We start from the raw sequence: 24890 nt of genomic DNA, 5'->3' as shown, positions 1-24890 counted from the left end.
GAATTTGGCATCATTGGGCTATTGATCCGTCGACAGGGCATGAGGCCATGAAACGTTCCCGCACCACCGCGCTGCTGCTGATGAGCGCCGCGCCGCTGCTGTTCACCGCCTGCCAGAAGGAGCCGGAGGTGAAGGTGCAGGAAGGCCTGTACACCTCCGTCGAGGCCTGCACCGAGGCCACCGGCGATCCGTCGTCGTGCCGCAATGCCTTCGCCGAAGCGCAGAAGCAGGCTGCCGATGCAGCGCCGAAGTACGCCAGCAAGGAAGCCTGTGAGCAGGACTACAAGCCGGAACAGTGCGTGCAGCAGCACACCTCGGCCGGCACCTCGTTCATCGGCCCGATGATGATGGGCTTCTTCATGTCGCAGATGCTGAGCAACCGCGGTGGCCTGGCCCCGCAGGCGCCGGCGGCGTCGCCGGCCTACCAGGACAAGAGCGCCGGCTGGGCGCGCCCGGCCCCGGGCGGCAGCGGTGGCCTGAACACCGCCAGCGGAATTGGCGCAGGCAAAGCCGGCCTGGCGCCGGTCACCAGCGAGCCGAACCGTGCGGTCACCGCCAGCCGCAGCGGCTTTGGCAGCACCAGCGCCCGCCGCAGCGGCAGCAGCGTGGGCGGCTGATCGACCCATGCAGCGCATCCGGATTGCCGAGCGTGCCCAGTGGCGGGCACGCGCGGACGAAGCGGGTTTCCGCTTCCACACCATCGACGGCCAGCCGTACTGGGATGAAAGCGCGTACTACGCCTTCACCCTGCGCCAGATCGAACAGGACATCGAAGACCCCAGCGCCGAGCTGCACCAGATGGCACTGGACCTGGTCGGCGATGTCATCGCCAGCGAACGGCTGATGGACCAGCTGGCGATTCCGTCGCACTACCGTGACTGGATCGCCGACAGCTGGCGCCAGCGCCAGCCGCACCTGTACGGGCGCCTGGACCTGGCCTACGACGGCACCGGTCCGGCCAAGCTGTACGAACTGAACTACGACACGCCGACCTCGCTGTTCGAGGCCAGCTTCTTCCAGTGGCAGTGGCTGGAAGACCAGCGCAATGCCGGCCGCCTGCCGCAGCACGCCGACCAGTTCAACGCCATCCACGAGGCGCTGGTCGAGCGCTTTGGCGAACTGGCCACGCAGCTGCCGCCGCCGCTGTACTTCAGCGCGGTGGGCAGTTCGGACGAGGATCGCGGCACGGTCGACTACCTGCGCGACTGCGCCTCGCAGGCCGGCCTGCATGGCCAGGCGATCGCCATCGAGGATATCGGCCTGTCCGAGGACGGCCGTTTCACCGCGCTGGACGATTCGGTGATCGGCACGCTGTTCAAGCTGTACCCGCTGGAAGACCTGATGGCCGAGGAATTCGGCCGCGCGTTGCCGGGTTCGGGCGTGCAGCTGCTGGAACCGGCGTGGAAGGCGGTGCTGAGCAACAAGGGCATCCTGCCGCTGCTGTGGCAGCGCAACGTGGGCCACCCGAACCTGCTGGAAGCGCACTTCGACGACGGCAGCACGCTGGCCTCGGGCTGGGTACGCAAGCCGCTGTTCTCGCGCGAAGGCGCCAACATCGAGATGCACCTGGCCGATGGCAGCACCCAGCGCAGCGACGGTCCCTATGACGGCCCGGCGATCATCCAGCGTGCGCATCCGCTGACCCGCTTCGAAGGCGGCTACCCGCTGATCGGCAGCTGGGTGATCGGCGACCACGCCTGCGGCATCGGCATCCGCGAGGACGACAGCGCGATCACCCGCGACAGCGCGCGTTTCGTGCCGCACGCGATCGTGGACGAGGCGCCGACGCGGATCTACGTCTGATGTCGGTGCCACCGCGGCGCCATTGCGATGACGGCCGCGCCCTGTTCCGCTATGCCGACCGGGTGGCGGTGCGCTGCCATCGCTGCGATACGCCGGGGTGGGTGACAGGCCCCTCCAACGCGCGGCGCTTCCGTTGTCTGGGGTGCAGCGAAGCCTTGGACGGCGGGTGTGGCTGTAACCGCTGCGGCGCCGGTGACTGGGTGGGGCCGGTGCGCTACAGCGGTTACCGGCCGTGTGGTTACTGCGGCCACCAGTGGTTACGTATCGAGGTGCGTCGTGCCCGTGCCACCCTGCCGCTGCGGACCATGGCTGCGGACTGCAGCCAATGTGGCCGCAGCAGTGATGTGGACGTTACCCCGTCGCGCTGGCATGGCAACGACGCCATCGACCCGAACTTCGGCCTGCCGTTGCGGCTGGTGGAAAAGACCGCTGCCGGTCTGCTGTGGGCATACAACGCCGAACACCTGCAGGCACTGCACGATTACGCCACGGCCACGCTGCGCGAGGGCAGTGGGTATAACCGTTCGATGTTCTCGCGCCTGCCGCAGTGGATGAAGCTGGCCCGCAACCGGGTGCTGCTGCAGCGCGCGGTGGAACGCTTGCAGCGGCGATTGCTGCGGGGGTAGTGCCGGCCGCTGGCCGGCAACGCTGTTGGTAGATGCCGACCATGGTCGGCGCTGTTGGTTTCGTGCCAACCAAGGTTGGCACCTACCAGAGCGGTAGGCCGGCAGCGCAGGGCCTTGATCGGCGCTGTTGGTTTCGTGCCAACCAAGGTTGGCACCCACCAGAGCGCTGCGTCGGCAGGGTCAGCCCAGGCCCGGTGGCCGCAACAATCCGCTCAGAGCAATCCTTCGCGCTTCACCGCCAGGTAGCGCTCCACCAGCGCACCGGGCAGGGCATCGGCGGTCACGTCCAGCACCATCACCTTCTCGCTGCGCAGCGCCTCGTGCGCCTTCGCGCGCTGTTGCAGATACAGGGCGGCGGCACCGGCACTCGCGGCTTCCTCCAGTGTCTGCACGTCACCATCGATCGCGCCGTCCAGTTCGCGCTCGCGCAGGCTGGCCACGCACACCAGGTGGCGGCGCTGCAGCAGGCGCACCGCCGCCAGCAGGTCTTCGATGTCCTCGTCGCGCACGTTGCTGACCAGCATCACCAGCGCACGCCGGCGCTGGCGCAGCGACACTTCGGTGGCCGCCGCCAGGTAGTCGGTGGCCACCGCGCGCGGCTGCAGGTCGTAGCTGGCACGCAGCAGGTGCTCGACCGTGCCCATGCCACGCTGCGGCGCCACCCAGCGGCGCTCGCCTCCGGCGGCGAACAGGCCGGCTGCATCACCCTGGCGCAATGCCAGGTAGGCCACCACCAGCGAGGCGTTCAACGCATGGTCGAAATGGGACAGCCCACCTTCGCTGGCCAGCATGCGCCGCCCGCTGTCGAGCATCAGCAGCAGCTGCTGGTTCTTTTCGTCCTGGTACTCGCGCGAGATCAGCTTGCGCGCCCGCGCGGTGGCCTTCCAGTCGAGCTGGCGCAGGCTGTCGCCCACCCGGTACTCGCGCATCTGATGGAAGTCGGTGCCTTCACCACGGCGACGCTTCACATGCGCACCGACCAGCCGCGAGGCCTGGTCGGCACTGAACAACGCAAAGCGGGTGAGCGGCACGAAGTTCGGGTAGACGCGCACGTCCAGCGCCGGTGGCAGGGTGCGCTGCTGCCACCACAGGCGCCATGGCGAGCGCATGCGCAGGTGCACGCCTTCGAAGCGGAAGTGCCCACGCTGCAGCGGCTGCAGGTGGTAATGCAGGGTGGAGGCGGTGCCGGCCTGCAACCGCACGCGCTGCGGCAGCGATTCCAGCGGCCAGCCGCCCGGCACCAGGTCGAATACCTGCACGGTCATCGCCTGCGCTGCCTGCAGGCGCAGCGCGGCCTCACGGCGAATGCCCAGCGCCAGCGCCTCGGGCAGTTCGCGCTGCACCTGCGGCGACGGACGCCGCGCCTGCCGCCACAGATCCCACAGGGCGGGCAGCGCGATGGTCACGGCCGCCAGTACCCAGCTCCAGCGCGGCAGCAACCCGCCCAGCACCAGGCCGCCCAATGCAGCCCAGCCCAGCAACAGCGCCAGCAGCAGCGGGGCGGGCCTCATCGGCGCGGTGCTTCCACCTTGGCCAGCAGCGCGCCCAGCACGTCGTCGGCATCCTGCCCTTCAATCTGCAGTTCCGGTGCCAGCGCGATACGGTGGCGCAGCGCCGGGCGCGCGATGTCGCGTACGTCGTCCGGGGTGACGAAGTCACGACCGGCCAGCACCGCCTGCGCCCGCGATGCGCGCACCAGCGCGATGCTGCCGCGCGGGCCAGCGCCCACCGCGATGCCCGGCCACTGCCGGGTGGCGGCGACAATCCGCACTGCGTAGTCGATCACTTCGTCATCGATGCTGATCGCCGCGGTGGCACGCTGCAGTTCCAGCAGCTCGCCGGCTCCCAGTACGCGCGGCACCTGGCTCAGATCGAAATCGCTGGCGGCACGGCCACGGGTGATCGCGGCCACCATGCGCTTCTCGTCCTCCAGCTGCGGGTAGTCGATCAGCACCTTCAACAGGAAGCGATCCAGCTGCGCTTCCGGCAACGGGTAGGTGCCTTCCTGCTCCAACGGATTCTGCGTGGCCAGCGCCATGAACGGCGGCGCCAGGGTGAAGGCCTTGCCCTCGATGGTCACCTGGCCCTCCTGCATCACTTCCAGCAGTGCCGACTGGGTCTTGGCCGGTGCGCGGTTGATCTCGTCGGCCAGCAGCAGATGGGTGAACACCGGCCCGCGGCGAATCTTGAAGCTCTCGCTCTTCGGGTCGTACACGGCGTGGCCGCTGACGTCGCTGGGCATCAGGTCCGGGGTGAACTGGACACGGCCGTAGTCCAGCTCCAGTGCCTGGGCCAATGCCCGCACCAGCAGGGTCTTGCCCAGCCCGGGCACACCCTCGATCAGCACATGGCCACCGGCCAGCAGGGCCACCAGGATCTGGTCCAGCACGTCGGCCTGGCCGATGAAGGCATGGCCGACGGCCTGGCGGATGGCATCGACGCGTTCGATCAGGCGGGCGTGGGCCGCTGCCGGCAGTTCGGGAACTTCGGTCATAGCAGGGATCTCATCTGGAGCAGCAAGCGGATGCGCTCGCGCAGGGCGGAGGAATCATGCGGCGGTGGCGGGGTCAGTGCGCTGGCAACGCGGCTGCGCGGCCAGGCCAGCAGTTCGGCGATGGCCTGTTCGCGCGGTGCGCCCTCCAGTGCGGCGGCGACCGGTGCGCGCAGGCGCAGGCGATGCAGGAACAAGGCGTGCACGGCGTCGTACAGGCGCGCACCCTGGCCGAAACGCAGCAGCAGTTCGCCGCTGGCGCGCACGTGTTCCAGCAGCGAGCGGCGCTCCAGCACCGGCGATGGCAACAGGCTGCCGAAGCGTTGCGAGCGCCCCCACAGCCAGCCCAGGATGGCCAGCAGCAGCGGTGCCCACAGCGGCCAGCCCTGGTAGAACACGCGTGCCCACAGTGACGGTGGGCGGCTGGCATAGACCAGCCAGACGCTGCCTTTGCCGTAGTTCGGATCAAGCAGGTAACGGGTCAGGTCGCGGTGCGCACGATCGTGCAGTCCGTCGCTGGCGTTGCCGGCGGCGGCCGCCAGGCGCGCGGCAGGCGAATCCACCTCGCCGCGCATGAATGCCATGTCGGCCAGCACGCTCACCCGGCCCTGGCCATGGCGCAGGCGTGCGAACACCAGGTCGTGATCGCTGCCCCAGCGACGCTCGGCCTGCGCGCTGGCGGCAAAGCCCAGGGTGAAGCGCCTGCCCGTGCAGAATTCCACGTGGCCGGGATCATCCTGCACATGGAACGGCTGGCACTCGCTGCGCTGGAACAGGCTGTCCACGCCCAGCTGGTCCAGCAAGGGGCCCTGCGTGCTGCCGGCGTCATCTTCGGCCGGCGGTGGGGTGCGCACCAGCAGATGACCTCCGCGCCCGGCCCAGTCCAACAGCGCACGCGCCACCGGTGCGGGCAGTTCGCTGCTGTCCTGCAGCAGCACCACCGTGTCGTGCCGGCCCAGTGCCATCTGCTGCAGCTCCAGCCGGGGCCGTGCATGCACCTCGATACCATCGGCGCGCAGCGCCTGGCCGAGCACATACAGCGGGTTGTAGGCGGCCTCGCCCTGCGCGGGCAGCGTGATGGTCTCGGTCACCCGCTCATGCGTGCGCAGGTAGAGGATGGTCAGCGGCACGCCAAGCAGCACCAGCACACCCAGCAACAACGACCAGAACAGGCGCGGGCTCATGCCTGCCACCGGTACTGCTGGCGCAGCGTTGCGGCCAGCGTGTCGAAGTCGCTGCGGCTGGGCAGGCGGCCACCGTAGGCGGCGTACTGCCACATGCGCACGATGCGCGCGAACAGGTCACGGTCGGCAGCTTCGGGCATGCGCCGCGATGCGCGCAGGCACTGCGCTTCGGTGGCGCCGGGGGGCAGGGCGATGCCGCTGCGCTCGCCCACGGTACGCACGCTGGCGCGGTACAGCAGGGCCAACGCCTGCCGCGGCCGACCCTGGTCCCACAGCAGGCCGGCCTGGGTGGCCACATCCGGTGGCAGCACGGCCGGCAGTTCCACGTGATCTTCCACCACCTCTGGCGCGGCAACGGCCTTGCGCCGGCCACTGCCACGCAGCCACGGCAGCCACACCCGGGCGGTCAGCAGCAGCACCAGCACCAGTACGCCCAGCAGGCCCCACAGGCCCCACTCGGCCAGGCGCGCCAGCCAGGCGATGCCGCTGCTGCGGGCCTTGCGCTCACCCGCGTTGCGGCTGTCGTGCTGCAGCGCCTTGTCGTCCTTCTTCTTTTCCTCGGCCTGCTCGATCGGTTTCCAGTGTGTGACCTGGCGCGTCGGGCGCTGCAGTGGATCTTCATAGGCGCGGCTCACCGCCTGGCGGAACCCTGCGGTATCCACCGGTGCGGTGCCAAAGATGGTCGCCGGGGCGTTGGCCGGGTCATTGTCGGCGGTGGCCGCTTCCTCGTCCGGCGTGTCGTCCAGGCCCGTCTCGCTGGCCTCTTCGGCGCTCTGCGGTGCGTTCTGCGCGTGCACCGGCCCGACCGCCAGTGGCAGTGCCAGGCACAGCAGCAGGGCCAGCGTCGGGGCGACCGGCAGCAGGCGCCCACGCAGGCGGCGCAGCGCGATCTCCACGTCCCAGGCTTCCATCTGCGTGCGCCGGTTCAGATACAGGCCGAAGCCGGCACCGACGAAGAACGGGCCGATCAGCACCGAGGCCAGCCAGCACGCCAGGTTGAAGCCGAAGCGTGCCCAGGCCGGCGTGTCCTTGCCGATCATGTCCCAGGCCGCGCGCCACGACTCGGACATCAGCTCCAGCGGCATGAACATGAACACCGCGCCGATCGCGCCGGACACCAGCACCGCTTCGAACACCATGCACAGCACCGTCAGCGCCGTCGCGGCGCCGGCCGCACCGGCGGCCACCGCACGGCGGCGGGGACCACGCTGGTTCGGCGCATTGCCTTCCAGCAGGTTCACCGGCAGGCACAGGCTGCGCAGCACACTGAAGCGGCGCCAGCCCAGGTAACCCCAGAATCCGCTGTGGCCCCAGCTGCGTTGCGCGCGCAGGGCGCCCACCGCCGTCACCGGTTCGCCGAAGATGCCGCGGGACAACACGTACAGGGGCGCGCGCTCGAACAGCGGCTTGCACCACCACATGGCCAGCCATGCCCAGCCGAAGGCATCCAGCCACCAACCCAGTGCGTTGAAGATCACAAACAGCGGTGCACTGGCCAGCAGCCAGCTGCCCCATACCGCGCGGGCATGGCGGCGGGCCAGGGCGCTGCCCAGCTCCATCGCCTCCCAGCCGCTGCGTGCGCGCAGCACCACGTCCAGGCGGTCAATCCGCATCGCCGCCTCCGCGCCCGCCGCGCCACAGCCAGAGCAGCACGCCGGCCCACAACACGCCGGCCACGCTGAACTTGCCCCATGCCGGTACTTCGGCAATCGACGACCAGAACGCCTCGATGAACGCCGCCACCAGCAGCATGAAGGCCACGCCCAGGCACAGCCGCGCGCCGATGCGTCCGCCTTCGACCAGCGCATCCAGGCGGCTGCGCCGGCCCGGTGCCAGCAGCTTCATGCCCAGCTGCAGGCCGGCGCCACCGGCAATCACGATGGCGGTGAGTTCGAAGGCAGCGTGGCCGACCACGAAGCGCCAGAACGGGTCGCCATGGCCGATGTGCTGCAGGTGACCGGCCACCGAACCGAAGATCACGCCGTTGAACAGCAGCACCAGCAGCGTGCCCAACCCGGCCAGCAGGCCGCTGGCAAAGGTGCGCAGGGCGATGCTGATGTTGTTCATGATGTAGTGGCCGAACATCATCCAGTCGGTGCCGCTGTCGCGGCCCAGGCGCTCGGCGGCCGGGTCGTACATGCGTTCCATCTCGGCGATCTGGCGGTTGTCCATCAGCTGATGGATCAGGTCGGGGTAGAGCTGCACCAGCACGAAGCAGGCCACGGTCGGCAGCGCGAACATCGCCAGTGCCACGCCCATGCTGCGCGCCTGGCTGCGCACCAGCTGCGGGAAGCCGCCGACCAGGAATTCCAGTGCCGCACGCCAGCGCGTGGGCGGCGTGCGGTACAGCACGCTGTGCCCGTGCTGCATCAGCTGCTGCAGGCGCTGTACCAGCTGCGGGCTGTAGCCACGCTCGCGGGCCAGGGCCAACTGTTGGCACAGCCGCCGGTAACGTTGCGGGAAGGCGGTATCGTCCAGGGCCAGCTCACTGGCCTGGCGACGCCGGCGGCGCGAGACACCGGCGCGCAGCCGCAGCCATTGCTCCAGGTCCTGCCATTCCTGCTGATAACGGGCGACGAACTGCTCCTGCTTCATCGCCGCCCCAACAGCCAGTTGGCCATTGCATACAGGCGCAACACGCCCACCTGGCCGTGGGTGCCGGTGAGCGGCTCGGCAATGCCGGCCAGCTCCTGCTGGCGCGCCGGCGACAGCCGCGGCGCGCGCTCGGCGAAGGCCAGCACGGCGGCCTGTTCCTCCGGCCGCAGCGGCTGCGGCGGCACCAGCACGCTGTCGATGGTTGGTGGTGGCGGCAGGTACTGCGCCGGCGCGTGCACCACCACGGTGCCGGCCACCAGGTCGCCGAGGCGCCGGCCATGTGCGTCGAACAGGCTGCTGACCAGGCCCAGTGCATAGCCGAACGGCAGCATGTCCACGGTGCGCAGAAGGTTACGGGTGATCGCCGCCATCCAGCCCACCGGCGCGCCATCGCGGGCGAGCACGCGCAGGCCCAGTGCGCGCTTGCCCAGGGTGCGGCCCCACAGCGCCTCGCAGACGATCGGGTAAAGCCAGTAGACCAGGAACATCAGCGCCAGGTAGAGCCCGGAGCCGAATTCGTCCAGCAGTGCCAGCGGAAACGACATCACCACCAGCACGGCGAAGCGTATGCCCAGGTCGACCAGCCAGGCCATCGCCCGCGGCACCGGGCCGGCGGCCGGCAGCTGCAGCGGAACGCCCTCCGGCGTCACCACCTCGCGGTAGGTGTCGAGCATCGGCGCGGCCATCAGCAGCGTGGCCTGGGGTGTGGGTGCGGGAGTCCTCTCCGGCAGGCAGCCACGGGCATGGGCGTCTCGACAGGTCCTGGTCGGGCCCAGACTTTAGCAGAGCCGCGTGGCGCTGTTGGCCGCTCAGGCCAGGTACTGGTCCTTCAGCCGCACGTAGTGGTCGGCCGAGTAGTGCAGCGATTCGATTTCCTTGTCGCTGAGCGTGCGTGCCGGACGCGCCGGGTTGCCGACCCACAGCTCGCCTTCGCCGACCACCTTGCCCGGGCCGACCACCGCACCGGCACCCACGAACGCATGGCGTTCCACCCGGGCACCGTCGAGGATGCAGGCGCCCATGCCGATCAGGCTGTAATCACCGATGGTGCAGGCGTGGATGATGCAGCCATGGCCGACGGTCACGCCTTCGCCGATCAGGGTCGGGTAGCCGGCCTTGTTGTACGGGCTGTGGTGGCTGACATGGATGATGGTGCCGTCCTGCACGTTGGTGCGCGCGCCGATGCGCACGTAGTTGACGTCACCGCGGATGACCGTGCCCGGCCACACCGACACGTCCCCGGCCAGTTCCACGTCACCGATGATGGTGCAGGCCGGGTCGATGTACACGCGCTCGCCGAGGACCGGCATCTTGTCGCGGAAGGGGCGCAACGGGTTCATCGGTGTCTCCGCAAATCAGGGCATTCGCGACGATGATACGCGGCAGAGGCATCGGTAGTGCCGGCCGCTGGCCGGCAACGCCTGCCGGCCAGCGGCCGGCACTACCGGTTACGGCTCGTAGCTGTACCCCATTCCATACACCGAACGGATCGGATCTTCGTCCATGCCGGCGTCGGCCAGCTTGCGGCGCAGATTGCGCACGTGGCTGTCGACGGTGCGGTCGACCACCACCCGATGGTCCAGGTACAGCCGGTCGAGCAGTTCATCGCGCGCCCAGATCCGCCCGGGCGTGGCCAGCAGGGTGCGCAGCAGGCGGTACTCCACCGGGGTCAGGTCCAGCCCCTTGCCGTTCCAGGTGGCGCGCGCGGCAGGCTCATCGATGCACAGGCCGGCCCTGGCCCGCGTGGCCGGATCGGGGCGGTAGCGGCGCAGCACCGCCACCACCCGCGCCACCACCTCGCGCGGGCTGAACGGCTTGCAGATGTAGTCGTCGGCGCCGATCTCCAGGCCCAGCAGGCGATCGATTTCCTCCACCCGTGCGGTCACCATGATCACCGGTACATCGCTGCTGGCGCGCAGTTCGCGGCACAGGTCCACGCCATCGCGCTGCGGCAGCATCAGGTCCATCAGCACCAGGTCCGGCTGGTAGCGCGCAAACGCCTCGATCACCAGGCCGCCGTCGTCCACCCAGTGGCTGGCCATGCCGGCGGCGGCCAGGTAGTCGCGCAGCACCGAGGCCAGGCGCGGCTCGTCCTCGACAATCAGGATCTTCGCGGCGTCGGCGGGGGACGTGCTCATGCAGGCTCCGGCAGGGTGATGACCACGCGCAGGCCGCCCAGTGGCGACGGTTCGGCGTGGATGTGGCCGTGGTGGGCGAGGATGATGTTGTGGCTGATCGCCAGGCCCAGCCCACTGCCGCCGCTGGCGCGGTTGCGCGAGCTTTCCACCCGGTAGAAGCGCTCGAACAGCAGTGCGCACTTGTCGGCCGGCACGCCCGGGGCGGTGTCTTCCACGATCAGCTGCACGCCGGCCGGTACGCGCGCTGCCTGCACGCGTACGTGGCCGCCGGCGTGGGTGTAGCGCAGCGCATTTTCCAGCAGGTTGGCCAGTACCTGCTGCAGGCGCCGTTCGTCACCGGACACCTGCAACGGCGTGGCGGGCAGGTCTTCTTCCAGTGCCAGGCCTGCATGGGTGAAGCGCACACGCATGCCATTGAGCTCGCTGCGCAGCAGCGCGCCCAGGTCCAGCGGTGCGAAGCGGTAGGCCAGGCCGCCGGACTGGGTCATCGACAGGTCGTGCAGATCGTCGACCAGCTTGCCCAGCTGGCGGATCTCACCCTGCAGGGCGCCGAGGTTGGCGCGGTCCAGGGGGCGGATGCCATCTTCGATCGCCTCCAGTTCGGCGCGCACCACCGCCAGCGGCGTGCGCAGCTCGTGCGAGATATCGGCGATGAAGGCGCGGCGGTTGCGTTCGGTATCGTCCAGCGCCTGCGCCATCCGGTTGAAGTCGTTCACCAGCGCATCCAGTTCATCATCGCTGGTGCGCTCGATGCGGGTGGCGTAATCGCCGGCGGCCAGACGATGCGTGGCCGCGGCCAGTTTCGCCAGGCGCTGCCGCAGCGCGCGCGAGACCAGCCAGGCCAGCAGCACGGTCACCAGCAGCAGTGAAATGCCGATCACCCACCAGGCGCGCACCTGGGTGTTGTAGAAATTCAGATCGTTGGTGGCGATGACGGTCTGGAACGGCACCATGCCCAGCCAGCCCACGGTCTGCCCATCCACCTGCACCGCATGCGGCTCGTCATCGCTGGTGGCGTCCGGGTTGCCGGCCACCCAGCGGTGCTGCGCATCGAACAGGCCCAGCCGCGAAGGCACGCCGGTCTGGTCGGACAGCGGTGGCACCGGGCCCTCGTGGCCATGGGACAGATCCGGCCGCAACATGCGTGCCCAGCGATCGGCGTTGCCGCGCAGGTGCTCCCAGCCGCTGTGCTCGCGGAACTCGCGTTGCAGGTGCGGCATCAGGCGCTGCATGCGCAGGTCGCCCTGGTCGTTGAGGTAATCCAGGAAGCCGGTCTGGAAGGCCACGCGGCTGGCAATGCCGTTCACTGCCAGCACCAGCAGGCAGGCGGTGAAGATCGCGAGGAAGGTTTTCGCGGTCAGGCCGAATGTGAGTCGAATCTTCGCCATTACCGGGCCATTAGCGGCGCATGCAGCGCTGAAAGCAAGCGCCAGCTGAGCCGGTCGCACAATCTCCATATTCTCTGCACAGTTTCACGGCAGCGTGCCGGGGTCAACGCAAGGCCCCCACGCCCCCCATGCCACTCCTGCGCCCGCTTTTCCGTACTTCCCGTCCGCTGTTGTTGCCCCTGCTGCTGGTCCTGGCGGCCTGCTCGGAAGGCAGGACCGACACCCCGGCCACGCCCGAGGTCGGCGTCATCACGGCCAGTGCGCAACCGCTGGCGTTGCAGCAGACGCTGCCGGGCCGGGCGGTGCCGTTCGAGATATCCGAGGTGCGGCCGCAGATCGGTGGCCTGATCCGCCAGCGGTTGTTCACCGAAGGCCAGCAGGTCAAGGCAGGGCAGCTGCTGTACCAGGTCGATCCGGCGCCCTACCAGGCGGCCTTCGATACCGCCCGCGGCCAGCTGGCGCAGGCCGAGGCCACTGTACTGTCGGCGCAGCCGAAGGCCGAGCGCACCCGCGCGCTGCTGGGCATGGATGCAGCCAGCAAGCAGGATGCCGACGATGCCACCTCGGCATTGAAGCAGGCACAAGCCAACGTGATTGCCGCGCGCGCGGCATTGCAGGCCGCGCGCATCAACCTGGACTACACCCGCGTGACCGCCCCCATCGACGGTCGCATCGGCACCTCCAGCGTGACCGCTGGTGCGCTGGTTGCCGCCGGCCAGGACGCGGCACTGGCCACCATCCAGCGGCTGGACCCGGTGTACCTGGATGTCACCCAGTCCAGCACGCAGATGCTGGCGCTGCGCAAGCAGCTGGACGCGGGCCTGGTGAAGGCCATCGATGGCAAGGCGCAGGTGAAGGTGCTGCTGGAAGACGGCAGCAGCTACGCGCATGAAGGCACCCTGGAGTTCGTCGGCAGCGCGGTCGATCCGGGCACCGGCAACGTGGTGCTGCGCGCGGTCATTCCGAACCCGGAGGGCCTGCTGCTGCCGGGCATGTACCTGAAGGCGGTGCTGCCGATGGCCACCGATGCGCGCGCGCTGCTGGTGCCGCAGAAGGCGGTGCTGCGCAACGAACGCGGCGAGCCGCTGCTGCGCCTGCTCGATGCCAGGGACCACGTGGTCGAGCGCCGGGTCAGCACCGGTCAGGTGGTCGGCAACCAGTGGCAGATCACCGACGGCCTCAAGGCCGGCGAACGGGTGATCGTCAGCAATGGCAGTGCGGTATCGCTGGACCAGCAGGTCAAGGCGGTGGCGGCCACGACGGCGCAGCTGGCGGCGATGCCGGCGATCGACCCGAACGGCAACACCGACGAAAAGTCGCACTGAGGCCCGCCGCGCATGGTTCGTTTCTTCATCGACCGGCCGATCTTCGCCTGGGTGATCGCCATCGCGGTCAGCCTGCTCGGCCTGCTCGCGATCCTGATCCTGCCGGTGGACCGCTACCCGCAGATCGCGCCACCGACCATCACCATCCGCGCCACCTACACCGGTGCCTCGTCGCAGACCGTGGAAAACGCGGTCACCCAGGTCATCGAGCAGTCGCAGCAGAGTCTCGATCATCTGATGTACATGACCTCGACCAGTGCCTCCGACGGCTCGGCGCAGGTCAACCTGGTGTTCGCCACCGGCACCAATCCGGATACGGCGCAGGTGCAGGTGCAGAACCAGCTGCAGGCCGCCATGGCCACGCTGCCGCAGGCGGTGCAGCAGAACGGCCTGACCATCACCAAGTCCAGTGGTTCGATCTTCGAGGTGCTGTCGTTCACCAGCGAAGACGGCAGCATGGACAACTTCGATGTGGCCAACTTCATGGAAGCGCGCATCGACGACCAGATCAGCCGCGTCAGTGGTGTCGGCAACATCCAGCCGATCGGCCAGGAGTACGCCATGCGCATCTGGCTGGACCCGGAGAAGATGCGCCAGTACGCCTTGATGCCGTCGGACATCGAGAGCGCGCTGCAGGCGCAGAACACCGATGTCTCCGCCGGTGAACTCGGCGGCCAGCCGGCGCTGAAGGGCCAGCAGCTCGACGCCACGGTGACTGCGCGCAGCCGCCTGCACACCCCCGAGCAGTTCGCGCAGGTGGTGCTCAAGGCCGATGCCAACGGCAGCGTGGTGCATCTGGGCGACGTGGCGACGATCGGCCTGGGCCCGGAGAGCTACGACAGCATCAGCACCTTCAACGGCAAGCCGTCGGCGTCGCTGGGCATCGAGCTCAATGCCGGTGCCAACGCCATCGCCGTGTCCAAGGCCATCGATGCACGGCTTCAGCAGCTGCAGAAGTATTGGCCGCACGGCTACACCGCCCACGTGGCGTTCACCACTACGCCGTTCGTGACCATTTCACTGAAGGAAGTGGTGATCACCCTGATCGAGGCGATCATCCTGGTGGTGCTGGTGATGTACCTGTTCCTGCAGAACTGGCGCGCCACCCTGATCCCGACCATCGCGGTGCCGGTGGTGCTGCTGGGCACGTTCGGCGTGCTGGCCGCGTTCGGCTATTCGATCAACACGCTGACCATGTTCGCGCTGGTATTGGCCATCGGTCTGCTGGTGGACGATGCCATCGTGGTGGTGGAGAACGTGGAGCGGGTGATGACCTTCGAAGGGCTGGCGCCGAAGCCGGCCACGCTGAAGGCGATGGGCCAGATCACCGGCGCGCTGGTCGGCATCGTGCTGGTGCTGACCGCGGTGTTCCTGCCGATGGCGTTCTTCAGCGGTGTCACCGGGGTGATCTACCGCCAGTTCTCGGTGACGATTGCTGCAGCGATGATCCTGTCGGTGCTGGTGGCGATGACCATCACCCCGGCGCTGTGCGGCAGCATCCTGCACCCGATTCCCAAGGGCGGGCATCCGCACGGCGACCACGGCAGCGAACCGAGCCTGCTGGGCAAGTTCTTCATCTGGTTCAACCACCGTTTCGAGCGCACCTCGAACGGGCTGCGCCGGCGTGTGGATGGTTTCCTTGGCCGGCGCACGCTGGGCGTGGTGTTCTACCTGGTGCTGAGCGTGGTCACCGGCCTGCTGCTGTGGCACCTGCCGGGCGCGTTCCTGCCCGATGAAGACCAGGGCATGCTCAACGCGCTGGTGAAGCTGCCGGCCGGCGCCACGCTTGAACAGACCCGCGCGGTGATGGACCGCCTCAGCGCAGCGGCGGTGAAGGATGACAGCGTGCTGTCGATCCAGGCTACCGCCGGCTTCAGCGTGACCGGCAGCGGCCAGAACGTCGGCCAGGCCTTCATCCGCCTGAAGGACTGGGATGACCGCAAGGACGATGCCGATACCATCGCCGCACGGTTGACGCAGGCGATGGCCAGCGTGCCCGATGCGCAGGTGTTCATCACCTCGCCGCCGGCCATCCTCGGCCTCGGTGATGCCGGCGGCTTCACCCTGGAACTGCAGGACGAAGGCGGTGCCGGCCATGCGGCCGCCGTGGCTGCGCGCAACACGTTGCTGAAGGAAGCCGCCAAGGATCCGAAGCTGGTCAACGTGCGCTATGCCAGCCTCGAAGACGCGCCGGTGTACGCGGTGAAGGTGGACGACGCCAAGGCACAGGCGATGGGCGTGAACCCGCAGGACATCAATGACACCCTGAATGCCGCGCTGGGCGGCGACTTCGTCAACAACTTCATCTACAAGGGCCGCATCAAGAAGGTGTTCATCCAGGGCACCGCCGAAGCGCGCATGCAGCCGCAGGACATCGAGCGCTGGAGCGTGCGCAACCAGGCCGGGCAGATGGTGCCGCTGTCGTCGCTGGTCAGCGCGCACTGGACCAGCGCACCGGCCGCACTGCAGCGCTACAACGGCATCTCGGCGATGGAGATCACCGGCCAGCCGGCGCCGGGCGTCAGCTCCGGTGAGGCGATGGCCGAGATCGCGCGCCTGGCCGACACATTGCCGGAAGGCTTCAGCCACGCCTGGTCGGACATGGCCTACCAGGAACAGCTGTCGGGCAACCAGGCGCCGATGCTGTACGCCATCTCGCTGCTGTTCGTGTTCCTGTGCCTGGCCGCGCTGTATGAAAGCTGGGCGGTGCCGTTCGCGGTGATGCTGGCGGTGCCGGTGGGCGTGTTCGGTGCCGTGCTGATGATGAACCTGCGTGGCCTCAACAACGACGTGTACTTCCAGGTCGGCCTGTTGACCACGATTGGTTTGGCGGCCAAGAACGGCATCCTGATCGTGGAGTTCGCGCGCATCCTCGAACAGCAGGGCAAGTGCACCCGCGAAGCGATCCTGCAGGCCGTCTACCTGCGGTTGCGGCCGATCGTGATGACCTCGCTGGCGTTCCTGATGGGCGTGCTGCCGCTGGTATTCGCCACCGGCGCCGGATCGGCAGCGCGCCGTTCGCTGGGCACCGGCGTGGCCGGCGGCACGGTCGCCTCGATGGTGCTGGGCATGTTCTTCGTGCCGTTGTTCTACCTGTTGGTTCGCCGCATGTTCCCGGGCCGCGCGCCGGCCGAAGCCACTGCCGCGGAGGCAAGCCCATGAAGCCGATGCTGCTGCGCGCCCTGGCGGCCGCAACGATGACCACCGTGCTCGGTGGCTGCGCGAGCATGGCCCCGCATTACCAGCGGCCCGAGGCACCGGTGCCGGTGCAGTTCGGCAATGCCGCCACCGGCGAGGCCGAGCCGGCACTGGCGATGCCGGCGTGGCGCGAGGTGTTCCTCGAACCGCGCCTGCAGCAGGTGATCGCGCTGGCGTTGCAGAACAACCGCGACCTGCGCGTGGCGGTGCTGCAGGTGGAGAAGGAGCGCGCGCAGTACCGCATCCAGCGCGCAGCGCTGCTGCCATCGGTGGACGCCAGCGGCAGCGTCACCCGTTCGCGGGTCAGTGATGCCAACAGTGAGACCGGTACCACCCAGGTGACCGAGTCCGACGCGGTACAGGTGGGCATCAGCAGCTGGGAGCTGGACCTGTTCGGGCGCATCCGCAGCCTGAAGAACGAAGCCCTGCAGAACTGGCTGGCCAGTGCCGAGAACCAGCGTGCGGCGCGCACCAGCCTGGTGGCCGAAGTGGCCACGGCATGGCTGGCGCTGGCCGCCGACGGGCAGTCGCTGGCATTCACGCAGCAGACCCTGGACAGCCAGCAGCAGACGTTGCAGCGCACCGAGGCGCGTCATGCGCAGGGCGTGGCCTCGGGGCTGGATCTGTCTCAGGTGCAGACCAGCGTGGAAGCTGCACGCGGCGCGCTGGCCAGGCTGCAGACCCAGCAGGCGCAGGATCGCGACGCATTGCAGCTGCTGGTGGGGGCGCCACTGGATCCGGCGCTGCTGCCGACCGCGCAGGCGCTGGAAGGCAGCGTGGCACTGGCGCCGTTGCCGGCCGACCTGCCGTCCAGCGTGCTGCTGCAACGCCCGGACGTGTTGTCCGCCGAACACGCGCTGCAGGCGGCCAACGCCGATATCGGTGCCGCACGCGCGGCGTTCTTCCCCACGCTGACCCTGACTGCCAACTACGGCCACAGCTCCACCGCGTTGTCGACGCTGTTCTCGGCCGGCACCCGTGGCTGGTCGTTCGCGCCGAACATCACCGCGCCGATCTTCCATGCCGGCGCACTGAAGGCCTCGCTGGATGCCTCGAAGATCGGCAAGGACATCGGCATCGCGCAGTACCAGAAGGCGATCCAACAGGCGTTCAGTGAAGTGGCCGATGCGCTGGCCACGCGTGACCACCTGACTGCACAGATGGACGCGCAGCGTGCGCTGGTGGCCGCCAGCCAGCGCAGCTACACGCTGGCCGACGCACGTTACCGCACCGGGCTGGAGGGCTATCTGCAGGCGCTGGATGCACAGCGCAGCCTGTATGCCGCGCAGCAGGACCTGATCGCGCTGCAGCAGCAGGAAGCGGGCAACCGGGTGACGTTGTTCAAGGTGCTGGGCGGCGGCGCCGACGCGCGGTAACGCGCCCGTTCCGGTAGCTGCCGACCTTGGTCGGCACGGAGGCCTTCATCCACGCATGGCGTGGATCTACCGGGGCGGGAGGCTTGGTAGGTGCCGACCTTGGTCGGCACACATGCATGCAGCATCGCGATCGGATGATCTGTGCCGACCAAGGTCGGCACCCACCAGAAGCGGACGGTCCTGCCTTACGCCACGCGTCCGCGGCGCGCGCGCTCCAGGTGCACCAGCAGCAGCGAGATCGCCGCCGGGGTCATGCCCGGAATGCGCTGTGCCTGGCCGATGGTCTGCGGGCGCACGCGTTCCAGCTTCTGCAGCGCCTCGGCCGACAACCCGCGCACCGTCGCATAGTCGAACGCCTCGGCAATCGGCGTGGCTTCATGCCGCTGCTGGCGCTCGATCTCCTCGCGCTGCCGGTCCAGATAGCCGGCGTACTTCACGCCGATCTCCACCTGTTCGGCCACCTTGCCGTCGGCCACCGCCGGGCCCAGCGACGGCACCTGCATCAGCTGTGCGTAATCCAGCTCGGGGCGTTTGATCAGGTCCAGCACGTTGGTTTCGCGGCTGACCGCCACGCCCAGCGTTTCCTGCACTTCGCGGCCCAGCGCATTGGCCGGGGTCGCCCACAGCGCGCCCAGCCGCGCGCGCTCGGCGGCAACCGCGGCCTGCTTGGTTTCGAACGCGCTCCAGCGGCGGTCGTCGACCAGGCCCATTTCGCGGCCGGCCGGGGTCAGGCGCTGGTCGGCATTGTCCTCGCGCAGCTGCAGGCGGTACTCGGCGCGGCTGGTGAACATGCGGTACGGCTCGTTGGTGCCATGGGTGATCAGGTCATCCACCAGCACGCCCAGGTACGCCTCGTCGCGACGCGGGCACCAGCCATCCAGCCCGCGCACCTGGCGCGCGGCGTTGAGGCCGGCCAGCAGGCCCTGCGCGGCGGCTTCTTCATAGCCGGTGGTGCCGTTGATCTGGCCGGCGAAGAACAGGCCGTTGACCAGCTTGGTTTCCAGCGAAGCCTTCAGCCCACGCGGGTCGAAGAAGTCGTACTCGATCGCATAGCCGGGGCGGGTGATGTGCGCGTTCTGGAAACCGACGATGCTGCGCACCATCTCCAGCTGCACGTCGAACGGCAGCGAGGTGGAGATGCCGTTGGGGTAGATCTCGACGATGCCCAGGCCTTCGGGTTCGACGAAGATCTGGTGGCTGGCCTTCTCGGCGAAGCGCACCACCTTGTCTTCGATGGACGGGCAGTAGCGCGGACCGATGCCTTCGATCTGGCCGCTGTACAGCGGCGAGCGGTGCAGCGCGTCGCGGATGATCTGGTGGGTCTGTTCGGTGGTGTGGGTGATCCAGCAGCTGACCTGCTGCGGATGCTCGTCCACCGAACCGAGGAAGGACATCACCGGCCGCGGCGTGTCGCCGGGCTGCTCGTCCATCACGCTGTAGTCCAGCGAGCGGCCGTCGATGCGCGGTGGGGTACCGGTCTTCAGGCGGTCGACCTGGAACGGGCGCTCGCGCAGGCGCGCGGCCAGCGTGGTGGCCGGCGGATCGCCCATGCGGCCGGCGGCGTACTGGGTCGGACCGACATGGATCTTGCCGGCCAGGAAGGTGCCGGCGGTCAGCACCACGGCTTCGGCGTCGAAGCGCAGCCCGGTCTGGGTGATGACCCCGCGCACGGCGTCGCCGTCGATCACCAGGTCATCGACCGCCGCCTGGAACACGGTCAGGTTGGCCTGGCCTTCGACGATGGCGCGGATCGCCATGCGGTACAGGTTGCGGTCGGCCTGGCAGCGGGTGGCGCGCACGGCCGGGCCCTTGGAGGCATTGAGCGTGCGCCACTGGATGCCGGCGCGGTCGGCGGCATGCGCCATCGCGCCACCGAGGGCGTCGATCTCCTTGACGAGGTGGCCCTTGCCGATGCCGCCGATGGCCGGGTTGCAGCTCATCGCGCCCACCGTTTCGATGTTGTGGGTCAGCAGCAGGGTGCGCACGCCGGTGCGGGCCGCGGCCAGCGCGGCTTCGGTGCCGGCGTGGCCACCGCCGATGACGATGACGTCGTAACGATGGAAGGACGGGTTCATGGAGGCTGTTCAGCTGGGGGCGGGCGCGACCGGAGGCGGCGCCGGGGTGGCGATTTTAGCGCCAATCGGGGTGGCGGCGTCGGCGCCAAGGGGGCGGCGCCGAAATCAACACTAAAGTTGGCAGGTTTTTTGCAGATAACCCAATAGCACCCACCGTGGCTGGCGCCGCAGGCGCCCGTGACCGGAATTGGAACAGGGGCCGGTACAGGCGCACGGTGGGGGAGCAGAGGGCCGGCAGTCGGGGGACTGTCCGGCCCTGTTTTTTTGGGGGGCGTCCCCGGGAAAGGCCCCATCCACGCATGGCGTGGATCTACTGATGCTGGGCCTCTGGGTAGACCCACGCCACGCGTGGATGCCCTTGCGGCGTCACCCAAAACAAACGGCCCCGCTATGCGGGGCCGTCTGCCATCAGAGGTGCCGACATCCGACAGGGCCGGAACAGGGGGGATCCAGATGTTCCTGTCGGATATCGACGTAGAGCTGTTTGCGACGGCCCATGTCGTTTTTGTCACTTTGTGACGCGGGCCGTCACTGTCCCCGTAGATTGCGGCTTGGACCGTGTGAAATGCAAGACGGTTCAGCGCTCAAGTGTGCGCTGCGTCCCACGATCCATGTTGCGCCAGGGGGAACCGTTCATCCTCGGCGCGCTCGGTGCCGGCGCCGGTCGTGCCGGCGGCGCCGGTCGGGGCATGTCCGCCTGCGGCGGCCGTCGCATCGAGTCCATGTTGCGCCAGGGCGAACCGCCATTGTTCGGGCGCGGCGGCGGCCGCTGCTCGCCCCCGTTGCCCGGCGGACGCGGCGGCGGCCGGTGGTTGTGCGGCGGGCGGTAGACCGGGCGCGAGTAGTACGGATAGCCGTAGCCGCCGTAATAGCCGCCGTAGCCCCCGTAATAGGGGCCGTAGTTGTACGGATAGCCGGCCGGGTAGCGGTACTCCACCGACGGCGCGCCGTGGTAGTAGCTGCCACTGCGTCCGCCGCCGACATAGTCGTAGGTGGTGCAGCCGGTCAGGGCCAGCAACAGGCCACCGGCAAGCAACAGGCGCGTTTTCATCGTGGGTCCCCCCAGAGGACGGGTGTGAGGCCAGCTTCGTGCGCGGGCATTGAATCGGCCCTTAATTCCACCGGCCAGGATGAATGGAGGCGAAGGCATCCATGCTGGCATGACCTGTGCCGGGGTCGCCAGCGTGGAGCCATACGTTAATCTTGCGTCATGAGCGATTCACTGTGGCCCCGAGTCGAAGACGTCCTGCTTGCTGCTGCGAGGATCGCCCCGCATGCCAGCGTGACCCCGGTGCTGCGTTCGCGCACGCTCGATGCGCTGGCGGGTGCGCAGCTGGCGTTCAAGGCCGAGCATCTCCAACGCGGCGGCGCGTTCAAGTTCCGTGGTGCCTGCAACGCGGTGTGGTCGCTGGATGCCGATCGCGCCAGCGGCGGCGTGGTCACCCACTCTTCCGGCAACCACGGTGCTGCCCTCGCGCTGGCCGCCCGCACCCGGGGCATTCCCTGCCATGTGGTGGTGCCGGAAGGGGCGGTCGCGGCCAAGCTGGCCAACATCGCCCGCCACGGCGCCACGCTCTGGCACTGCCCGCCGACCATCGCCGACCGCGAGGCCACCTGCGCGAAGGTGCAGGCCGATACCGGCGCAACCCTGGTCCATCCCTATACCGACCCGGCGGTCATGGCCGGGCAGGGCACCGCCGCACTGGAGCTGCTGCACAGTGACGGTCCGTTCGACGTGCTGGTGGTTCCGGTGGGCGGCGGGGGCCTGGCCAGCGGCACCGCGCTGGCGCTGCAGCATGCCAGCCCGCAGACCCGGCTGGTGTTGGCCGAGCCGGCCGGTGCCGATGACACGGCGCGCTCGCTGGCTGCCGGCGAGCGCCAGGGCGCATTCACCCCGGACACGATCTGCGACGGCCTGCGCACGCTGATCGGTGTGCCCAACTTCGCGCTGCTGCGCGCAGCCGGTGCCGAGGTGATCGTGGTCGATGACGCGGCCACGATGGCCGCGATGCGCCTGCTGTGGGAGGTCCTCAAGCAGGTGGTGGAGCCGTCTTCGGCCACCGTGCTGGCGGCGGTACTGGCGCAGCCGCAGCGCTTTGCGGGGCTGCGCGTGGGGCTGGTGTTGTCCGGCGGCAATGTCGACCTGCCGGCACTGCGCTGGGGCGCGCCATGAGTCGCGACCGGCAGCGACGGCGTACCGGCCTGCTGGGCTGGATCTGGCGGCTGTTCGTGGTGCTGGTGATCTGGTTGCTGGGTGTGACCGCCTGGATCGTCTGGATTGGTGAGCGTGACCAGGCGGCCAAGGCCGACGCCATCATCGTGCTGGGTGCCGCCGCCTATGACGCCAAGCCGTCTCCCGTGTTCGAGGAGCGCATCCGCCATGGCCTGGACCTGTATGACGCCCGCTACGCGCCGCTGCTGATCTTCACCGGCGGCTATGGCGGCACCGGTGCGCGCTTCTCCGAGTCACAGGTGGCACGGCGTTACGCGCTCAAGCATGGCGTGCCGGACGACGCGATCCTGATCGAGACCGCCTCGCGCAACACCGTACAGAATCTGGTCGAGGCCAAGCGGCTGATGGACCAGCGCCATCTGCGCCGGGTGATCATCGTCAGCGACCCGTTGCACATGGCGCGCGCGCTGCGCCTGAGCAAGGCGCTGGGCATCGATGCGCTGGCCTCGTCCACGCCAAGCACGCGCTTCCGCAGCTTCCACACCAGCTGGCGCTTCCTGGTGCAGGAGATCTACTTCTTTCACCGCGATCTGGTGCGCCCGCCGCTGAGTTCACCGGCCAATACCTGAGCGCTCGCCGGGCATGGCCCGGCGCTACCGGGTTCGCGTGCCGGCCGACACCTGTCTTTGGCAGGTGCCGACCTTGGTCGGCACAATGCCGGCGGCATCGCGATCTGATCGGCGTGGCATGCGGTAGTGCCGGCCGCTGGCCGGCAGATGCCCACCATGGAATCGTGAGGTTGCCGGCCAGCGGCCGGCACTACCAGACCGTCAGGTCTGCTTGCGCCGGATCGGAATCGCCGACACCGGCACCGAGGCCACGTCATGCCCGCCTTCGCGGATCGGCGCGCCGGGGTCCGGGGCCCAGGCGTGGGCGTAGATCACTTCCCAGCTGCTCGGCAGCTTGCCGTCGGCGCGACGCATCGGCTCGTACGCTGCCGCGGCGGCGGCAAAACGACCGCGCCCAGTCAGGGTATGGCGGCGGTCCACGCGGGCGTTGGTCGCGCCCATCGCGCGCAGCTCGCGCATCAGCGAAGGCAGGTCGTCGTAGGTCAGGGTGAACAGGTCGCGGTCCAGTACCGGGTCGCGGAAACCGGCCATCATCAGCGCGTCGCCGAACTGCGCGATCTGCGCGAAGCGGCTCACGTGCGGGCGGTCATCGGCGGCGGCGAAGGCCTCATTGAGCTCGACCAGCGTTTCCGGGCCGAAGGTCGAGCACAGCAGCAACCCACCGGGCTTGAGCACGCGGCGGAAGCCGGCGAAAACGGCTGGCAGGTCGTCCACCCATTGCAGGCACAGGTTGCTGAAGATCACGTCCACGCTGTTGTCGGCCAGCGGCAGCGCCGTGGCATCGCCGCACAGGCGCTGGAACGGCTTCCACCAGCCGGCCTGGCGCTTGGCCTGGTCCAGCATCGGCAGCGCCATGTCCAGGGCGATCACCTGCGCCTTCGGCCAGCGCTTCTTCATCAGCGCACTGGCGTGACCGGTGCCGGCGCCGATGTCCAGCACCACCTCCGGCTTGCGTGCCTCCAGGTAGTCCAGCGATTCGATCAACCGCGACTGCACCTCGCGCTGCAGGGCCGCAGCGGCGTCGTAGCGGGTGGCGGCACGCGAGAACGCGCGGCGGACATGGCGGGCATCGAAGTGGGACGGCATTGCGAAAGTCTCTCAGAACGTACCAGGGTAGGCGCCGCCATCGATCAGCAGGTTCTGCCCGGTGAGGTAACCGGCCTGGGCACTGCACAGGAAGGCGCAGGCGGCGCCGAATTCGTCCGGCGTGCCGAAGCGGCCGGCGGGGATCTGCTGGCGGCGGCGTTCTGCCACTTCACCCGCATCGCCGCCCTTGCCCGCACTGTGGGCGAAGTTGGCGCGCAGGCGGTCGGTGTCGAACTGGCCAGGCAGCAGGTTGTTGATGGTGACGTTGTGGGCCACGGTGCGCCGCGACAGGCCGGCGACGAAGCCGGTCAGGCCGCTGCGCGCGCCGTTGGACAGCGCCAGGATATCGATCGGGGCCTTCACCGCCGAGGAGGTGATGTTGACGATGCGGCCGAAGCCGCGCTCGATCATCGCGTCCACGGTGGCACGGATCAGGGCGATCGGCGCCAGCATGTTGGCGTCCAGCGCAGCGATCCAGTCGTCGCGCTCGAAGGTGCGGAAGTCACCCGGCGGCGGGCCACCGGCGTTGTTGACCAGGATGTCCACCTGCGGGCACGCAGCCAGTGCGGTGGCGCGCCCCGCTTCAGTGGTGACGTCGGCGGCGACCGCGCGCACCTCGCCCGCACCAGGCAGTGCACGCAGTCCAGCGGCCGCTGCCTGCAGTGCGGCGTCGCCGCGGGCGACGATCACCACGTTCACGCCCTCGCGCACCAGTGCACGCGCGCAGCCCAGGCCGAGCCCCTTGCTGGCGCCGCAGACCAGTGCCCAGCGGCCAGTGATACCCAGATCCATGCGTCAGTCCT

21 protein-coding genes are annotated in these 24890 nt (G+C 69.0%); 8 read left to right on the top strand and 13 right to left on the bottom strand.

Annotation, left to right across the window (positions count from 1 at the left end; translation table 11 throughout):
* The first annotated feature begins 47 nt into the window (after positions 1-47).
* Genes C9412_RS15830 through C9412_RS15820 form a run of 3 tightly spaced genes read left to right on the top strand, consistent with a single transcriptional unit; the run spans position 48 to position 2429 of the window.
* Entirely contained in the window at positions 48-617 is a 570-nt protein-coding gene (locus tag C9412_RS15830) for a DUF1190 domain-containing protein (protein WP_107232523.1), read from the top strand.
* 7 nt (positions 618-624) lie between these two features.
* Entirely contained in the window at positions 625-1803 is a 1179-nt protein-coding gene (locus C9412_RS15825) for a glutathionylspermidine synthase family protein (RefSeq protein ID WP_107232522.1), read from the top strand.
* The gene (locus C9412_RS15820; protein ID WP_258190296.1) at positions 1803-2429 is read left to right on the top strand and encodes a hypothetical protein; all 627 of its coding nucleotides are present in this window, start codon (positions 1803-1805) and stop codon (positions 2427-2429) included. Before C9412_RS15825 ends, C9412_RS15820 begins: the two co-directional genes overlap by 1 nt.
* A 212-nt stretch (positions 2430-2641) precedes the next feature.
* Here C9412_RS15820 and C9412_RS15815 read toward each other — a convergent pair whose 3' ends face one another.
* The 9 genes from C9412_RS15815 to baeS all read right to left on the bottom strand — a co-directional run bounded on the left by C9412_RS15815 (position 2642) and on the right by baeS (position 12225).
* A complete protein-coding gene (locus C9412_RS15815) occupies positions 2642-3940 on the bottom strand; it encodes a DUF58 domain-containing protein (protein ID WP_107232521.1) in 1299 nt (432 codons plus the stop codon).
* Positions 3937-4923 (bottom strand): MoxR family ATPase, encoded by a 987-nt coding sequence (locus C9412_RS15810; RefSeq protein ID WP_107232520.1) that lies wholly within the window; start codon positions 4921-4923, stop codon positions 3937-3939. Before C9412_RS15810 ends, C9412_RS15815 begins: the two co-directional genes overlap by 4 nt.
* A complete protein-coding gene (locus C9412_RS15805; RefSeq protein ID WP_107232519.1) occupies positions 4920-6104 on the bottom strand; it encodes a DUF4350 domain-containing protein in 1185 nt (394 codons plus the stop codon). The genes C9412_RS15810 and C9412_RS15805 overlap by 4 nt, the downstream gene beginning before the upstream one ends.
* Positions 6101-7717 (bottom strand): DUF4129 domain-containing protein, encoded by a 1617-nt coding sequence (locus C9412_RS15800; RefSeq protein ID WP_107232518.1) that lies wholly within the window; start codon positions 7715-7717, stop codon positions 6101-6103. The genes C9412_RS15805 and C9412_RS15800 overlap by 4 nt, the downstream gene beginning before the upstream one ends.
* The gene (locus C9412_RS15795) at positions 7707-8699 is read right to left on the bottom strand and encodes a stage II sporulation protein M (protein ID WP_107232517.1); all 993 of its coding nucleotides are present in this window, start codon (positions 8697-8699) and stop codon (positions 7707-7709) included. The genes C9412_RS15800 and C9412_RS15795 overlap by 11 nt, the downstream gene beginning before the upstream one ends.
* Positions 8696-9385 carry an RDD family protein gene (locus C9412_RS15790; protein WP_107232516.1) on the bottom strand — a complete coding sequence of 230 codons (690 nt, stop codon included), beginning with the start codon at positions 9383-9385 and terminating at the stop codon, positions 8696-8698. The genes C9412_RS15795 and C9412_RS15790 overlap by 4 nt, the downstream gene beginning before the upstream one ends.
* A gap of 123 nt (positions 9386-9508) precedes the next feature.
* Entirely contained in the window at positions 9509-10039 is a 531-nt protein-coding gene (locus C9412_RS15785) for a gamma carbonic anhydrase family protein (RefSeq protein WP_107232515.1), read from the bottom strand.
* A gap of 108 nt (positions 10040-10147) precedes the next feature.
* Complete coding sequence (locus C9412_RS15780; protein WP_107232514.1) at positions 10148-10837, bottom strand: response regulator; 690 nt, start codon at positions 10835-10837, stop codon at positions 10148-10150.
* On the bottom strand, positions 10834-12225 hold the full coding sequence (gene baeS / locus C9412_RS15775; protein ID WP_107232513.1) for a sensor histidine kinase efflux regulator BaeS: 1392 nt from the start codon (positions 12223-12225) through the stop codon (positions 10834-10836). Before baeS ends, C9412_RS15780 begins: the two co-directional genes overlap by 4 nt.
* Positions 12226-12353: 128 nt before the next feature.
* On the opposite strand from baeS, the gene smeA reads away from it, so the two are divergent.
* From smeA to smeC, 3 genes are read left to right on the top strand one after another with little or no spacing between them, the layout of a single operon-like run.
* Positions 12354-13550: a multidrug efflux RND transporter periplasmic adaptor subunit SmeA gene (gene smeA / locus C9412_RS15770; protein WP_107232512.1), complete on the top strand. Its 1197-nt coding sequence runs from the start codon at positions 12354-12356 to the stop codon at positions 13548-13550.
* 12 nt (positions 13551-13562) lie between these two features.
* Positions 13563-16712: a multidrug efflux RND transporter permease subunit SmeB gene (smeB, locus tag C9412_RS15765; protein WP_107232511.1), complete on the top strand. Its 3150-nt coding sequence runs from the start codon at positions 13563-13565 to the stop codon at positions 16710-16712.
* Positions 16709-18124: a multidrug efflux transporter outer membrane subunit SmeC gene (gene smeC, locus C9412_RS15760; RefSeq protein ID WP_107232510.1), complete on the top strand. Its 1416-nt coding sequence runs from the start codon at positions 16709-16711 to the stop codon at positions 18122-18124. Before smeB ends, smeC begins: the two co-directional genes overlap by 4 nt.
* A gap of 185 nt (positions 18125-18309) precedes the next feature.
* On the opposite strand, the gene mnmG is transcribed toward smeC, so the two are convergent.
* Positions 18310-20199: a tRNA uridine-5-carboxymethylaminomethyl(34) synthesis enzyme MnmG gene (gene mnmG / locus C9412_RS15755; protein WP_107232509.1), complete on the bottom strand. Its 1890-nt coding sequence runs from the start codon at positions 20197-20199 to the stop codon at positions 18310-18312.
* Between the two features lie 577 nt (positions 20200-20776).
* Positions 20777-21250 carry a hypothetical protein gene (locus tag C9412_RS15745; protein ID WP_107232507.1) on the bottom strand — a complete coding sequence of 158 codons (474 nt, stop codon included), beginning with the start codon at positions 21248-21250 and terminating at the stop codon, positions 20777-20779.
* A gap of 159 nt (positions 21251-21409) precedes the next feature.
* Between C9412_RS15745 and C9412_RS15740 the strand changes: the two genes are divergently transcribed.
* Complete coding sequence (locus C9412_RS15740; protein ID WP_107232506.1) at positions 21410-22372, top strand: pyridoxal-phosphate dependent enzyme; 963 nt, start codon at positions 21410-21412, stop codon at positions 22370-22372.
* Entirely contained in the window at positions 22357-23001 is a 645-nt protein-coding gene (locus C9412_RS15735; protein WP_181358704.1) for a YdcF family protein, read from the top strand. Before C9412_RS15740 ends, C9412_RS15735 begins: the two co-directional genes overlap by 16 nt.
* A 201-nt stretch (positions 23002-23202) precedes the next feature.
* Here the strand turns inward: C9412_RS15735 and bioC are convergent, their stop codons facing one another.
* Both bioC and C9412_RS15725 read right to left on the bottom strand, forming a co-directional pair.
* Positions 23203-24087, bottom strand: coding sequence for a malonyl-ACP O-methyltransferase BioC (bioC, locus tag C9412_RS15730; protein ID WP_107232504.1), 885 nt, complete (start codon positions 24085-24087; stop codon positions 23203-23205).
* 12 nt (positions 24088-24099) lie between these two features.
* Positions 24100-24879 carry an SDR family oxidoreductase gene (locus C9412_RS15725; RefSeq protein WP_107232503.1) on the bottom strand — a complete coding sequence of 260 codons (780 nt, stop codon included), beginning with the start codon at positions 24877-24879 and terminating at the stop codon, positions 24100-24102.
* Positions 24880-24890: the final 11 nt, after the last annotated feature.

Source organism: Stenotrophomonas sp. Nf1 (assembly GCF_003028475.1).
Lineage (GTDB): Bacteria > Pseudomonadota > Gammaproteobacteria > Xanthomonadales > Xanthomonadaceae > Stenotrophomonas.
Note: the sequence above shows the minus strand (reverse complement) of the source record. Positions and strands in the feature narration are given on the sequence as shown.